Below are 13,930 nucleotides of genomic sequence, written 5' to 3' on the forward strand. Positions count from 1 at the left end.
GGGGGGGCGCCATCGCCGGCCCGCCCGCCCCCGGGGGCGGGGGCCCCCCCCCCCCCCCCCCCCCCCCCGATCCCGTAAAAACGCTTCGCCCGGTCAGCCCGCCGGCGGCGGGGCGGTCAGATCTGCCGGGACTGGCCGGCCCAGTACTGCTCGCGGACGGCCCGCTTGAGGACCTTGCCGTTGCCGCTGCGGGGGAGCGACTCGACGAACTCCACCCGCTTGGGGGCGCGGACCCTGCCGACCTTCTCCTTGCACAGCGTGATCAGCTCGTCGGCGTCGACCTCGGCGCCGGGGTTGAGCTCCACGACCGCGGTGACCGCCTCGCCCCAGTCCTCGTGCGGTACGCCGATCACGGCGCAGTCCTGCACGGCCGGGTGGCTCCAGATGACCTGCTCGATCTCGCTCGGGTAGATGTTCATCCCGCCGGAGATGATCATGTCCTTCTTGCGGTCGGTGATGAACAGGTAGCCCTCGTGGTCGAGGTGGCCGATGTCGCCGGTGTGCAGCCATCCGTCGATGACGGTCTCAGCCGTCTTCTCCGGTGCCTTGTAGTAGCCCTTCATCACCAGGTCGCCGCTGACGCAGATCTCGCCGGACTCCCCCGGCGGCAGCGGCCGGTCGTCGTTGTCGTGGATCTCGACGCTGATCAGGGGGTTCGGCCGTCCGCACGACGCCAGCCGCGAGTCGGGGGCGACCTCGCCGTTGATGAAGTGCTCCTCGGGGCGCAGGAAGGATATGCCGGCGAAGGACTCCACCAGGCCGTAGCAGTCCGCCAGGATCGGGCCGAAGATCTCAAGGGCGCGGCGGAGCTTGTCCGTCGACATCGGGGCCGCGGCGTACAGCAGGTAGTGCAGGGAGGAGAGGTCGGCCTCCGCGAGATCCGGCGCCTCCATCACCCGGTAGACCACGGTGGGCGCGAGGAACAGCTCGGTGACGCGGTGCCGCCCGATCGCGTCGAGGATGGCGCTCGGATCCGCCCTGGGCAGCACGACCACCGTGCCGCCGCGTGCCGTGGTGGCGAGGCTGAACACGCCGGCCGCGTGGGTCATCGGCAGCGCGGCCAGGTTGATGATGTGCTCGTCGGCGCGGTATTGCAGGGCTATCAGGAAGTGCGCCAGGCACACCGAGAAGGACCGGTGGGTGTTCATGACGCCCTTGGGCAGCCCGGTGGTCCCGCCGGTGGAGAAGATGGCCGCCACGTCGTCCATGTCGTAGCGGACGTCGGGCTGCGTGTCGGGCTGGCCGGATATCCACTCGGCCAGCGAGGGATTCCCCGAGGCCTCGTCCTCCTCCAGGCAGATGTAGTGCTTGACCTGGGGCAGCGAGGGCGCCAGTTCGGCCACGGTGGCCGCCATCGAGGGGTGGTAGAACAGCACCTCGCAGTCGAACGTGTCGATCACGTGCTGGAGTTCGGTGGCCGGGACGGTGGGGTTGAGCGGTACCCAGGCCAGCCCGGCCCGCCATATGCCGAGCACGCAGATCCAGGCGGCGGGGTCGTTCGGCGACAGCACGCCGGCCTTGGACTCCCGGGCGACGCCGGACTTCCCGAGCGCGTGGGCGATCCGGCAGGACAGCTTCCTCGCCTCGGTGAAGGTCCAGCTCCGCTCGCCGCCGATGTACGCGGTGCCGTCGGGGTTGAGCCGCCAGCCCCGGTCGAAAAAGTCGATGATCGCCATCAGACACCCCCGAGAACCGTGATGGCGGAGACCGCTTCCTCGCCCGCGTAGAACCCTCCGCCGTTCTCCGCGATCGCGACCCGCGCGCCGGGCACCTGCCGTACGCCGCTCTCGCCGCGCAGCTGCTGGACCAGCTCGTACACCTGGCCCAGGCCGGTCGCGCCGAGCGGGTGCCCCTTCGACTCCAGCCCGCCGGACGGGTTGACCGGGAGGCGTCCGCCCAGCGTCGTGACGCCGGTCTCGGCGGCCTGGCCGCCGCCGCCGGGCTCGCACAGCCCGAGCAGCTCCGTCAGCTGGATCTCGCTGAACGCCGTGGCGTCGTGCACCTCTGCCACGTCGATGTCCTCCGGCCCCACGCCGGCCTCCTCGTATGCTCGCCCGGCCAGCAGCCGGATGATGTGCTGGTCCGACGCGTCCAGTGACCGCTCGACGCCGGTGCCGACCGCGCAGGCCAGGACGCGTACGCCCCGGCCGGAACCGCTCAGTCGCTGCAACCCGCGCTGTCCGCACACCACGACCGCCGCCGCCCCGTCGGTGATCGGCGCACACATCGGCACCGTGAGCGGGAACGACAGCGGCCGGGCGGCGAGGATGTCCTCGACGGTGAGCGGTGTCCTGTGGTGCGCCTTGTCGTTGTGCATGGCGTGCCGGTGGTTCTTCGCCGCGACGACGGCGATCTGCCGCTGGGTGGTGCCGAACTCGTTCATGTGCGCCCGCGCCATGGCCGCGTAGATGTCCATGAAGACGCTGCGCTTGCCGGCGCCGGAGTTGTCGACCTCGCCGCCGAGCGCGGTCAGCGTCGCGGACAGCCCGGCCGGGTCCGACACGTCGTAGGCGCCCTCGAAGACCGCCATGGCCCGTTCGCGGTCGGGCACGTTCATCTTCTCCACACCGACGGCCAGCGCGATGTCGACGGCGCCGGCGCGTACCTGGTTGACCGCCAGGTGCAGCGCGGCGGCGCCGGTGGCGCAGGCGTTCTCGACGTTGAAGATCGGGATCCGCTCGAACCCCATGCCGCGCAGCGCGATCTGACCGCCGATCATGAGCTGGCCCTCGAGCGCGCCCTGGGTCGTGTTGCCGAAGAACGCCGCCTCGATCAGGCGCTGCTCAAGGCCCGCGTCGGCCAGCGCCTCCCGGACCGCCTGAGCCGTTAACTCCGGCACGCTGAGGTCGGTGTGGCGGCCGAACCGCGTCATCCCCACCCCGACGATCCACACGGGCTCCGCCACGACCAGCTCCTTTGCCTGAGGGGACCTTGTCCGTCGTGTCAGTGCGATGACGCTGACGTAAACAAGTAAACGAACAATATCCCACACGCTGAGCCCAGGTCGATATCGGCTGGAAAAAGATCCATTGATGTCCGGCATACGCATCCGTTCCGTTCACTTTCTTCTGTACCAGGCCCGTTGGGCCGCCGCGGAGGCGGAGCCGGTGATTCCGCAAGGATGCCCCACCGATTCGGCGGGGCCACCGGACAGGGGCGACTGCCCGGTGGAAATCGCGTACGCTCCATTCACTTGGCCTGCGGGCTGTCCACCTCCAGTGCGCCGACCAGGAGTTCGCGCAGGATAGCGGTTCCGTTGCGCGTCAGGACCGAAACCGGATGGAACTGCACGGAGGCATAGCCGGGTCCGCGAAGTCCGTGCACCTCGCCGCTGCCGGGGTCGTGGCAGACCCGGATCGTGCCGCCGCGGAAGGGGCAGTCCAGGGTGGGTGCGGCCGAGCGCGCGGCGAAGGTGTTGTAGAAGCCGACCAGCTCCGGGCGGCCGAAGAAGTCGATCTTCTGCTGGGAGCCCTGGTTGGGCTTCGGCTTGCGGACGATGTCGAGCCCCAGCAGCGAACTGAGCACCTGGTGGCCGAGGCACACCGCGAGGAAGGGCGTGCCGGACTCCAGCAGCCGCAGCGACAGGTCCCGCAGGTGCGCGATCTTGGGGTCGCTGCCCTCCTGCGGGTCCCCCGGTCCCGGCCCGACGATCACGAAGTCCTGGTCGTCGAGCGTGTACGGCTCGTCGAAGCGGCGCACCGTCACGTCCAGGCCCAGCGACGCCAGGCAGTGCCGGGCCATCGAGGTGAAGGTGTCCTCCGCGTCGACCACGAGGAGCCGCCGGCCGGCCAGCCCGTCGGCGGGCCGGCCGCGGCCGTCGGGGTCGGCCAGCCAGAAGTCGGCCAGGGTGGCGTTGCGGGTCGCCAGCGCGGCCACCACGTCGGGGTGGGCGCCCAGCAGCGGTCCCGGCGGCGGCCCGGCGGCGTGCTGAGCCGCGGTGCGGGCGGGCTCGGGGTCGCTGCGCAGGGCGGACAGCAGGCCGGCCGCCTTCACCCAGGTCTCGGCGACCTCCGCCTGCGGGGAGGAGTGCCTGACCAGGGTGGCGCCGACGCCGATGGTGAGCGCGCCCGCCCGGTCGACCTCGGCGGTGCGGATGAGGATGGAGGAGTCCAGGACGGTGCCGCCGCCGGCGTCCCGGCCGATGAGGGCGGCCACCCCGCTGTAGTAGCCGCGGCCGTGCGGCTCGTACTTGTTGATGACCCGGCACGCGCTCTCCAGCGGGCTGCCGGTCACCGTCGGCGCGAACAGCGTCTCGTGGAGGATGTCGCGCACCCCGCGGCTGCTGGAGCCCTCGATGAGGTACTCGGTGTGCGCGAGGCGCTTCATCTCCTTGAGGTACGGGCCGCGCACCCGGCCGCCGCGGTCGCACACCCGGCCCATCATCTTGAGTTCCTCGTCGAGGACCATGAACAGCTCGTCGGACTCCTTGGTGTCGCGCAGGAAGCCCATCACCCCGTCGGGGTCGGCGCCGCCCTCGGGATAGCGGTACGTGCCGCTGATCGGGTTCATCGTCACGGCGCCGCCGTCCAGGCTCACGTGCCGTTCCGGGGTCGCGCCGATGAGGCACCGGTCGCCGGTGTGGATCAGGAACGTCCAGTAGGCGCCGGTCTCGCGCTGGAGCAGCCGGCGGAAGAAGGCCAGGGCCGTGGCCGCCGACCAGTCCGCCAGCTCCGCCCGGTAGCTGCGCCGGAAGACGAAGTTGGCGCCGGTCCCCCGGCCGATCTCGTCCTGGATGATCCGGCGGACCGTGCGGGCGTAGGACTCGTCGTCGATGTCGAAGCCGTGCTCGTCCATGCTGATCGGCAGGTCGGGGACGTGCTGGAGGACCTCCTGGCGGGACAGGCCGCACTGCTCCTCGATCGTGAGGGCGAGCAGCGGGGTGCCGTCGTCGGGGCAGGTGTAGCCGCGTTCGGCCAGCTGCCGGTAGGGCAGGACGGCCAGGACGCCGTGCTGGTTCGCGCCGGTGCCCTGCGGTATGGGGAGTTCGGCGAGCGAGGCGGGCTCGGACACCGTCCCCACCATCAGCTCCAGCCGGTCGGCGCCGGTGGCCTGCGGCCGGTGCAGCAGGGCGAACGGCGGCGGCTGGCCGCCCAGCACCTTCGCCAGGAGCGCGTGCGGTCTGCCGGGAAGCACCTCGCCGGCGCCCGGGTTCATGAGCGGCTCGCCTCCTCCAGCTGCTGGAGCACGGTGTCGGTGCGCAGCGCCATGCCGCACCGCGTCGCGACGTACTCGAGGGTCATGCGGTGGTCGGCCAGGGTGAAGTCGGCGACGGCGTCGGCCACGACGAACGTCTGGATGTCGTGGGCGTACGCCTCCCCGGTGGTCATCAGGATCCCGACGTGGGCGTACACCCCGCACACGATCAGCTGGTCGCGTCCGGTGTCCCGGAGCAGGTCAAGCAGGCTGGTGCGGAAGAAGGCGCTCGGCCGCCACTTGGTGAACACCGTGTCGTCCGCGGCCGGCGCCAGTTCGTCGACTACGGCGCGGTCCCGCGGCCCGGCGGTCATGCCGGGTCCCCAGAAGTCCTTGAGCAGTCCGCGCTGCTGCTCGGTCATGTCGCCCGGCTGGGCGGTGTAGGCGACCGGGATGCCGAGCCGGGCGCAGGTCTGCCGGAGCCGGACCGCGTTGCGGACCAGCGCGTCGACGGGCGACCGGCCGGCCGGGAAGGGCCGCAGGAAGTAGTACTGCATGTCGTGCACGAGCAGTGCGGCACGGGACGGATCGACCGACCACGAGGCCGTGTTGGCGGGCAGGTCGCCTTCTGTGGGCATCGGGTACGGCTCGATCGCGGGGATGGCCACAACCGACTCCTTTCCATGGCAGGGGTCACACGCCGAGCGTGGCCCCGCCGTCGACGGTGAGGTGGTGCATCGTGATGTGCGACGCCTCGTCGGACAGCAGAAACAGGACGGCGTCGGCGACGTCCTGGGGGCGGGCCACCTTCGCCAGCGGGATGCCCAGCCGGTACGCCCCGGGCACGCCCTCGATCGAGGAGCGGGCTGCGGACTCGGCGTCGTACAGCCCGGTCAGCATGGGGGTGTCGGTCGAGCCGGGCGCGACCACATTGCAGCGGATGCCGTAGGCGGCGGCCTCCAGGCCGAGGCACTTGGTGAACATGGACGAGGCGGCCTTGGACGCCGCGTAGGCGGCCATGTCCATCCGCGCGGTGCCCGCGGCGTTGGAGGCGATCGTGACCAGCGCGCCGCGCCGCCGCTGCTTCATCCGGCGCACGACGGCACGCGACATGTGGAAGACACCGGTCGTGTTGACGGCGAACACCGCCTGCCAGTCCTCGTCGGCGAAGCCGTCGATGGGGCCGGAGCGCATCACCCCGGCCCCGTTGACGAGCCGGTCGACCGGGCCGAGCTGCTCCTCGACGGCCCCGACCACCGCTTCGACCTCCGCGCTGGAGGTGACGTCGACCGGGAAGGCCTCGGCCCGGTGGCCTGCCCCCCGCAGCTCCTTGGCCACCACCGCCAGCCGGTCGGCGTCCCGGTCAAGCAGCGCGACGGTGGCGCCGCGTACGGCCAGTGCCTCGGCCACCGCAACCCCGATGCCGCCTGCCGCGCCGGTCACCACCGCGATCGTGTCCTTCATCGGCGGAACTCCTCTCCCCTTGCGTCGTCGTGCGTCATCGGTCCTGGCCGCGCCACGCGGAGACCACGTCGAGCGCCTGCCAGGGGTTGAGCCGCGGGTCGCACAGGCTCGTGTACGCGCCGTCCAGCCGGTCGAGTCCCGCGGCGTCCGCCGCGCACTCGGTGACGGCGTCGGGCGTCGTCTCCAGGTGCAGGCCGCCCGCGACCCCGCCCGCGGCGGCGACGGCGTTCTGGAAGCCGACGACCTCCCGCACGATCGTGTCGACGAGCCGCGACTTGACGCCGCCCGGTGCGCTCACGGTGTTGCCGTGCATCGGGTCGGACAGCCAGCTGACCGGGTGCCCCGCGGCCCGCACGGCGGCCACCAGGCCCGGCAGCCGCTCGGTCACCGCCCCGGCGCCCATCCGCGCGATCAGGGTGAGCCTGCCGGGGACCCGCTCGGGGTCGAGCAGGTCGCACAGCCGCACCAGGTCGTCGGGGTCCGCGGTCGGTCCGACCTTGCAGGACACGGGGTTGTCCACGGCGGCCAGCAGCCGGACGTGCGCCCCGTCGGCCTGGCGGGTGCGCTCGCCGATCCACGGCCAGTGCGTGGAGGTCAGCAGCAGCCGGCCCTCGTGGTTGCGGCGCATGAGCGGCAGTTCGTAGTCGAGGATGAGGGCCTCGTGGCTGGTCCATATCTGGGTGTCGGGCGCGGTCTCGGCGCCGGTGTCGCGGAGGCGCAGGGCGTCCACGGCGGTGGCCGCGGCGTCGTAGCACGCCACCATCCGCGAGGGCGCCGGGCGCCTGGCCGAGGCGTCGGGTTCGGGTCCGTTGACCATGTGCCCGCGGTAGACGGGCAGTTCGCGCCCGCCGACCCTTTCCACCGGCTGGGAGCGGGGTTTGGCGAACTGGCCGGCGATACGGCCGACCCGCAGGACGGGCGTGCCGGAGTGGTCGGCCATCACCTCGGCGAGTTCGTCCAGCAGCTCCGCCTTGCGGGCCACCGGTCCGGCCGCGCACTCCGCGGGGTCCTCCGCGCAGTCGCCGGCCTGGAGGACCTGGCACCGGCCCTGGGCGACCTCGGCCAGCAGGACGCGCAGCGTCGCCACCTCGTCCCCGGTGACCAGCGCGCGCCGGGTGGCGAGGAGTTCACGTACGGGTTCGAGTTGTGTGTCGTCGAGCCAGTCGGGCTGCTGCCGGGCGGGCAGCGCCCGCCATCGGCGCATCTCGTCGGAGGACAGGGCGGCACCCTCGTCCTCGGCGAGCAGCAGGGCGGTGTTGTCGGCCATCGTGGCGCTACCTCCGTACAGGGCACGGGCAGGGGGAGTCAGGACGCGCGATCCGGTGTGACGCCATCAGACCCGGTGAGCTGCCGGGGCGGTCCCCTTCGTACGCAGCCGGGGGTTGTCGTCGAAGAGCGCGGTCAGCTCCTTGTCCGGGACACCGAGCACACGGGCGGAGAAGGAGCGCAGGGCGCGCAGGTAGTCGTCCTGGAGGGCGGCCTCGTCCAGGTGCGGCGCGCGGCCGTTCTCCAGCAGGACCCGGCCCGCCACCAGCACGGTGTGCACGTCCGCCGTGCCGCCGAGGGTCAGATAGCCCTCCAGCGGGCGCGGGTTGAGCAGGTAGCGCCAGTCGTCGATCGGGACGAGCACCAGGTCGGCCTGCTTGCCGGGCTCCAGGCTGCCGACCTCGTCCTCCCAGCCCAGACCGCGCGCCGCGATCCGGGTGGACATCGCCAGCGCCTCGCTGGCGGGCAGGGCGGTGTGGTCGCCCGCGAGTTCGTTGTACATCTGCCAGGCGGCCCGCATCTCCTCGGCCATGCCCATCACCGGGAAGACGCCGCCGTCCGTCGACAGGGACACGTCCAGGCCGCGCCGCCTGAGTTCGGGGATCAGCCCGGTCTCGGTGAGCGTGGACTCGCCGGTGGGGCCGTACTTGGCGGGCGAGTGGCTGATGTGGACCCCGGCGTCGAGCAGCATCTGCCGCTCGTCGGCGTCCACGAAGGCGCAGTGCACCGCCATGAGCCGGTCGTTGAGCAGCCCCAGCCGGTCCAGCCTGCGGATCGGCGTGGTGCCGAAGTGCGCGCGCACCGCCTCCGCCTCGTGCCGCAGGGCGCCGACATGGGTGGCGAACGGGACGCCGTGGTCGGCCGACAGGCGGGCGAGGCCGCGTCCGAGTTCGTCGCTCATGTTGGTGAGGTAGGGGGCGGTGGGCCAGGCGCGCAGCCGCCCGGTGGAGTCCGCGGCGCTCCGGTCCAGCAGCTGCTGGATCCGCTGCAGTTCGGTGTCGGCGTCGCGGGTCCGCTCGGGGGCGCCGCTGCCCGTTCCGCACAGCGCGTCCGCCACCCAGGCGCTCACCGCGCAGCGGATGCCCAGCGCCAGTGCCGCGTCGGCCAGCGCGTCGGAGCGGTTGACCGAGCCGACGTCGCCCAGCGTGGTGGTGCCCGAGCGCAGCTGGGTCCACAGGGCGTAGCGGGCCACAGCCTGTGCCTCGTCGGGCAGCAGGGCGTCCACCAGGCGGCGGAATCCCTCGAAGCCGGCCGAGACCTTGGCGATGTCCCCGCCCAGGGCCATGAAGCCGGGCTCGTCGGTGCGGTCCTGCGCGGTGCGCAGGGCGCCCTTGAAGGGCAGCCGCACCGCGAACATGTCGTGCCAGTGGTTGTTCACGAAGCCCGGCATGACGAGCATGGATCCGGCGTCGAGCGTCCGCAGCCCCGCCCGCTGTTCCGGGGTGAGGGCGGCGACGGCCTGCGCCACTTCCTCGACCGGTCCCACGGCGGCGATCCGGTCGCCCACGACGAGGACGGACCCGGTGGGGTGCACCCGGGCCCCGGCGTCCGCGGTGTACAGGTGTCCGCCGCGGATGAGCAGCGCCGGCGGGCGCGCGGGCAGCCCCTCGTCGTCCAGCAGCGGGGACCCGCTCATGGCGTGGCCTCCCCGGACTCGGCCGTCACGGCGTTGAAGTGCCGCTGCCAGGCGTCGAGGGTGGGCTCGGCCGCCAGCTCACGGAAGGACACCGGCAGCCCGTCCCGCCGCCAGCGGTTGACCAGCTGCATCATCTCCAGGGAACCGAGCCCCAGAAGGACGAGGTTGGCGTCCGGCGCGATCGCGCCGGGCTCGGTACCGATCTTGGCCGCGACGGCTTCGCGCAAGGCGGCGGACACCTCTACCGGTGTCTGCCCCGAGCCGTCCGCTGTGGTTTCCGTCATTGTCCTGCGTCCTTCGGCTTCCACGGGAGAGGGGTGGGCGGGACCGGCGCCGTCGGCCGGTCCCGTGGCGGCGTACGGCGTCGTCACTCGTCCGCCGCCCGGATGCTGGCCGCCGCCTCGGCCGCGAGGGTCTTCTTGTCGACCTTGCCGAGTCCGGTCAGCGGGAGCTTCTCGACGATCTCCAGCCAGTCGGGGAGCTTGTAGTCGGCCAGGCCGTCCGCGTGCAGGGCCTCCTTCAGCTCCCGCAGGGTGGGCGGCGGCCCGTCCGCGACCACGTAGGCCCCGACCCGCTCGCCGAGGTAGGGGTCGGGCACCGGGACGACGGCGACCTCGGCCACCGAGGGAAGGGCCAGGAGGTGTTCCTCCACCTCTCCGGCCGACACCTTGTCGCCGCCCCGGATGATCACGTCCTTGATGCGGCCCTCGATGGCCAGCGAGCCGTCCTCGGCCAGCCGCGCCACGTCGCCGCTGCGGTAGAAGCCGTCCTCGGTGAAGGCACGGGCGTTGTGCTCCGGCGCCCGGTAGTAGCCCTGGAGGGTGTACGGGCCGCGGGCGAGCAGTTCGCCGGTGCTGCCCGCCGGCACGTCGCGGCCCTCGGGGTCGACGATCCGCACCTCGTCGTCGGGCGAGAGCGGCCGGCCCTGGGTGGTCAGCACGGTCTCCAGGGAGTCGGTGGCGCGGGTGAAGGTGAGCAGCCCCTCCGCCATCCCGAAGACCTGCTGCAGCCGGCACCCGAGCACCGGGGTGATGCGCTCGGCGACCGAGCGGTGCAGCCGGGCCCCGCCGATCTGCACGAGCTTCAGGCTCGACAGGTCGGCCTTGTTCCACTCGGCGGCCTCCAGCCACAGCTGGGCCACGGTCGGCACCAGCGAGGTGAAGGTGACGCCTTCGCGCTCGACGGTCTCGAAGCACTCGTCGGCGATGAGCGCGTCGGCCAGCACCACCGTGCCGCCGGAGCGCAGGGTCCCGACCACGCCAGGGCAGCCCCAGGCGAAGTTGAACTCGGCGGGCAGCACCGCGAGGTAGACGTCCTGGTGGCCCAGTTCGAGCAGTTCGGCTGCGGCCCTGGTCTGGTAGGTGTAGTCGTCGTGGGTCCGGGGAATCAGTTTCGGCAGCGCGGTGGTGCCGCCGGACAGCAGGAAGAAGGCGACGTCGGACGGGTCGGGCGCGGGCAGCGGCAGCGGGTCGGCGTCGACCTCGTCCAGCGCGACGAGCAGCCCGGCGGGGGCGTCGGCCGCGGCGAGCGCCGCACCGTCGAGGACGAAGACCTTGCGCAGGGTGTCGTGCCGGGCGGCGAGGTCGAGCGCCATCCGCGTGTGGTCGAAGCCCTGGTAGGTGCCCGGCACGACGTAGCCGGCGGCTCCGGAGAGCGCGCACAGGTGGCCGATCTCGTTGGCCCGGTGCGAGGCCAGCGAGAACACCGGCTTCGCGCCCATGCGGAAGAGGGCGAAGCAGACGATGACGAATTCGGGCACGTTCGGCAGCTGGACGACGACCCGGTCGCCGGCGGCGATGCCCTGCTGGACGAATCCCGCGGCCGTCCTGGCCACCCGCCGGTCGAGTTCGGCGTACGTCAGCCGGCGCCGTCCCTGCACCAGCGCGGTGCGCTCGCCGTGCGCCGCGGCGACGCCGGACAGCAGATCCGCGAGGTTCTCACCCTGCCAGTGGCCCGCCGCCCGGTAGTGCCGCGCCCGCTCCTCGGGCCAGGGCGTGCATCCCTCAAGCATGGTCGCCCTCCCCCTCGGCGTAGCGGGATCCGGTGATCTCCACGATGGCGCAGCCCGCCTCCATGCCGGGCGAGGCCCCGATGACCATCACGTGGTCGCCGGCGCTCACCTGCCCGGTCTTCCACAGGTGTTCGAGGCCGGCGACCGGGTCGGCGGAGCCGAGGTGGCCGGTGGTACGGGTGAACTCCCAGATGCCGCGCTTGGCGTCGATGTCCAGCGGGTCCAGGAAGGAGGCGTGCAGGGGCAGCTGGGAGAAGCCGATGTGGGCGACCCGGGTGATGTCCGCCATGGTGAGGCCGGCTTCGGCCAGCGTCCGGTGCGCGGCGGCGGCGACCGTGTCGCCGAAGTTCCCCATGGGCGGCGGGACTCCCCTGGCCCACTCCTGGCGCCAGAACTCCCTGCGGTCCTCCAGGTTGAGGGTGCGTCCCACGGTGGGTCCCGGCGGGAACATCGGCTCCCCGCCGCGGTGCAGCTCCTCCATCGACGGGGTCGACACCGAGCCCACCGCCAGCACCCGCGCGAAGCCGGGCCTGCGGGAGACCACTGCCGCCGCGCCGGCGTCGCCGAGCAGGAAGAGCTTCGAGGCACGCCAGCGGTCCACCAGCGGGGTGGAGAAGTTGTCGCCCGAGGTCAGCAGCACCGCCGGCTGCTCGGACGCGGCCATGAGGCGGCAGGCGGCCAGCTCCAGGGCGGAGAGCATGCCCAGGCAGCCCTGCCGGACCTCGACGGCCGTCACGGGGCGGTCGATCGTGTGGCGCAGGACGTAGTGCTGGGCGGACCAGCCGTCGGGGCCCTGGAAGTGGACGCTGCTGTGCAATAGCGCGCCGAAGTCCTCGGGCAGGTGCCCGGAGCGGGCCACCGCGGTCTTCGCGGCGGCCACCGCGAGGTCGGGGCCCGTGGTCTCGCCGGCGAAGGTGACCGACTCGATCCCGGCGTCCTCCCGGTCCTGCTCGTCGTACTTCCCCTCGGCGACGGCGCGCTCGGTCGTGTACAGCTCCGGCAGACAGGCCGCGATGCCCGCGAGGTGGATTCCGCTGACCTTCATGAGCGGGCACCTCCGGCCAGCGCGGTCGCGCCGACGGTCACCGGTTCGGCGGCCGGCACCAGGAAGCGCCCGACGCTGCCCAGCTTCTCGATGGTCTCCTCCAGCTCCCGCTCGGGCCGGGACTGCCCCACGATGCCCGCGCCGGCGCGCAGCCAGGTGCGGCCGTCCTGCCGGTAGACGCTGCGCAGCACCAGGGCCGCGTCCATGGAGCCCTCGTGGTCGACCGTGAGCACGGCGCCGCTGTAGAGCCCCCTGGCCTCGGTCTCGTTGCTGCGGATGCTGTCGTACGCGGCGTCCTTGGGCACCCCGGAGGCCGTGACGGCGGGGAACACCGCCTCGAAGGCGTCCCAGGCCCGGCGCCCGACGGCGAGCCGGCCGCCCACCCGGGAGGCCAGGTGCTGCACGGTGCCGCGCTCCTTGACGACCATGAACTCCTCGACGTCGACGCTGCCGGGCGCGCACACCCCGAGCAGTTCGTCGCAGGCGATCTTCACGGAGATCGCGTGCTCGTAGATCTCCTTGGGGTCGGCGAGGAGTTCGGCGCGCAGCCGGTCGTCCTCGGCCCGGTCGCCGGTCAGTGCCCGGGTCCCGGCCAGCGGCTGGCTGACCACCCGGCCGTCCGGCTCGACCTGGACGACGATCTCCGGGCTGAAGCCGGTCGCCTCGATGCCGCCGAGGTTGAGCAGGAAGGACCGCGCCGGGTTGTTGCCGCGCCGGCCGGCCAGGTACGTACCCACGAAGTCGACCTCGTGGTCGACCGGGACGACCCGGGAGAAGATCACCTTCTGCAGCCGGTGGTCGTTGATCGCGTCGACCGCGACCCCGACGGCCCGGCGGTAGTCGTCCGCGCCGGCCTTCCGCACGTCCACCGGGTTCGGCACCGACCGCGGCTCGGTGTGCTCGGCCGTCAGCACCTCGAGGGCGGCGCTCAAGGTGGCCTGGTCCGCGGAGCGCAGATACGCCTCGCCGCCCTCGATCCGCACCTCGGTGTGCGGGACGACCAGGTGCAGCAGCTGCTGGTCGCCGATGTGCCGGACGTCGCCGTCCTTGGCGTACGACAGCTCGAACGCCGCCCAGCCGTAGGCCCGCCAGTCCTTGACCTGGACGGTGTCGAGCAGGCTCTGCACCTGCTGGAGGGGACGGCCGTCCCAGGGCAGGTGCACCTCCTCCGGTTGTCGCAGCCGGGCGCCGGTGCGGTCCAGGGTGATCTCGGCGATCGAGCCGCCGGCGTAGGACCAGGTGCCACCGTTCTCGTAGACGACGTAGTCCGCGTACAGACCGGACGAAGCCAGGCAAGCAGCGGCGGACATGGGGTCGGAGGCCAGCCTCAGCCTCGTCTCGAAGTAGTGCCTGGGGGACTGATACATCGCGAACG

Annotated in this window: 11 protein-coding genes; all 11 read right to left on the reverse strand. The window is 72.5% G+C overall.

What is annotated here, in order from left to right:
- Positions 1-116: 116 nt before the first annotated feature.
- On the reverse strand, positions 117-1,676 hold the full coding sequence (locus V7E46_RS08340; protein WP_333767820.1) for a class I adenylate-forming enzyme family protein: 1,560 nt from the start codon (positions 1,674-1,676) through the stop codon (positions 117-119).
- Positions 1,676-2,905: a thiolase family protein gene (locus V7E46_RS08345; RefSeq protein WP_333767821.1), complete on the reverse strand. Its 1,230-nt coding sequence runs from the start codon at positions 2,903-2,905 to the stop codon at positions 1,676-1,678. The genes V7E46_RS08340 and V7E46_RS08345 overlap by 1 nt, the downstream gene beginning before the upstream one ends.
- Before the next feature lie 284 nt (positions 2,906-3,189).
- Positions 3,190-5,154, reverse strand: a complete 1,965-nt coding sequence (locus V7E46_RS08350; protein WP_333767822.1) for an anthranilate synthase family protein — start codon at positions 5,152-5,154, stop codon at positions 3,190-3,192.
- The gene (locus V7E46_RS08355; RefSeq protein ID WP_333767823.1) at positions 5,151-5,801 is read right to left on the reverse strand and encodes an isochorismatase family protein; all 651 of its coding nucleotides are present in this window, start codon (positions 5,799-5,801) and stop codon (positions 5,151-5,153) included. Before V7E46_RS08355 ends, V7E46_RS08350 begins: the two co-directional genes overlap by 4 nt.
- 25 nt (positions 5,802-5,826) lie before the next feature.
- A complete protein-coding gene (locus V7E46_RS08360; protein ID WP_329172183.1) occupies positions 5,827-6,597 on the reverse strand; it encodes a 2,3-dihydro-2,3-dihydroxybenzoate dehydrogenase in 771 nt (256 codons plus the stop codon).
- 34 nt (positions 6,598-6,631) lie between these two features.
- Positions 6,632-7,864, reverse strand: a complete 1,233-nt coding sequence (locus tag V7E46_RS08365) for a 3-deoxy-7-phosphoheptulonate synthase (protein WP_443054089.1) — start codon at positions 7,862-7,864, stop codon at positions 6,632-6,634.
- A gap of 66 nt (positions 7,865-7,930) precedes the next feature.
- The gene (locus V7E46_RS08370; protein ID WP_333767824.1) at positions 7,931-9,499 is read right to left on the reverse strand and encodes an amidohydrolase family protein; all 1,569 of its coding nucleotides are present in this window, start codon (positions 9,497-9,499) and stop codon (positions 7,931-7,933) included.
- Entirely contained in the window at positions 9,496-9,783 is a 288-nt protein-coding gene (locus tag V7E46_RS08375; protein ID WP_333767825.1) for a phosphopantetheine-binding protein, read from the reverse strand. Before V7E46_RS08375 ends, V7E46_RS08370 begins: the two co-directional genes overlap by 4 nt.
- An 83-nt stretch (positions 9,784-9,866) precedes the next feature.
- Entirely contained in the window at positions 9,867-11,510 is a 1,644-nt protein-coding gene (locus V7E46_RS08380; RefSeq protein ID WP_333767826.1) for a (2,3-dihydroxybenzoyl)adenylate synthase, read from the reverse strand.
- A complete protein-coding gene (locus tag V7E46_RS08385) occupies positions 11,503-12,555 on the reverse strand; it encodes a ketoacyl-ACP synthase III family protein (RefSeq protein ID WP_333767827.1) in 1,053 nt (350 codons plus the stop codon). The genes V7E46_RS08380 and V7E46_RS08385 overlap by 8 nt, the downstream gene beginning before the upstream one ends.
- Complete coding sequence (locus tag V7E46_RS08390; protein ID WP_333767828.1) at positions 12,552-13,922, reverse strand: salicylate synthase; 1,371 nt, start codon at positions 13,920-13,922, stop codon at positions 12,552-12,554. Before V7E46_RS08390 ends, V7E46_RS08385 begins: the two co-directional genes overlap by 4 nt.
- Positions 13,923-13,930: the final 8 nt, after the last annotated feature.

The sequence above is a fragment of the Streptomyces sp. IBSBF 2435 genome (genome assembly GCF_036815005.1).
In the GTDB taxonomy this organism is placed as follows: domain Bacteria; phylum Actinomycetota; class Actinomycetes; order Streptomycetales; family Streptomycetaceae; genus Actinacidiphila.

What these genes read in the sequence shown, in the direction of transcription:
- V7E46_RS08375 (WP_333767825.1), bottom strand. Translation starts at nt 9,783, where the DNA reads ATGACGGAAACCACAGCGGACGGCTCGGGGCAGACACCGGTAGAGGTG.
- V7E46_RS08360 (WP_329172183.1), bottom strand. Translation starts at nt 6,597, where the DNA reads ATGAAGGACACGATCGCGGTGGTGACCGGCGCGGCAGGCGGCATCGGG.
- V7E46_RS08365 (WP_443054089.1), bottom strand. Translation starts at nt 7,864, where the DNA reads ATGGCCGACAACACCGCCCTGCTGCTCGCCGAGGACGAGGGTGCCGCC.
- V7E46_RS08370 (WP_333767824.1), bottom strand. Translation starts at nt 9,499, where the DNA reads ATGAGCGGGTCCCCGCTGCTGGACGACGAGGGGCTGCCCGCGCGCCCG.
- V7E46_RS08350 (WP_333767822.1), bottom strand. Translation starts at nt 5,154, where the DNA reads ATGAACCCGGGCGCCGGCGAGGTGCTTCCCGGCAGACCGCACGCGCTC.
- V7E46_RS08340 (WP_333767820.1), bottom strand. Translation starts at nt 1,676, where the DNA reads ATGGCGATCATCGACTTTTTCGACCGGGGCTGGCGGCTCAACCCCGAC.
- V7E46_RS08385 (WP_333767827.1), bottom strand. Translation starts at nt 12,555, where the DNA reads ATGAAGGTCAGCGGAATCCACCTCGCGGGCATCGCGGCCTGTCTGCCG.
- V7E46_RS08380 (WP_333767826.1), bottom strand. Translation starts at nt 11,510, where the DNA reads ATGCTTGAGGGATGCACGCCCTGGCCCGAGGAGCGGGCGCGGCACTAC.
- V7E46_RS08390 (WP_333767828.1), bottom strand. Translation starts at nt 13,922, where the DNA reads ATGTATCAGTCCCCCAGGCACTACTTCGAGACGAGGCTGAGGCTGGCC.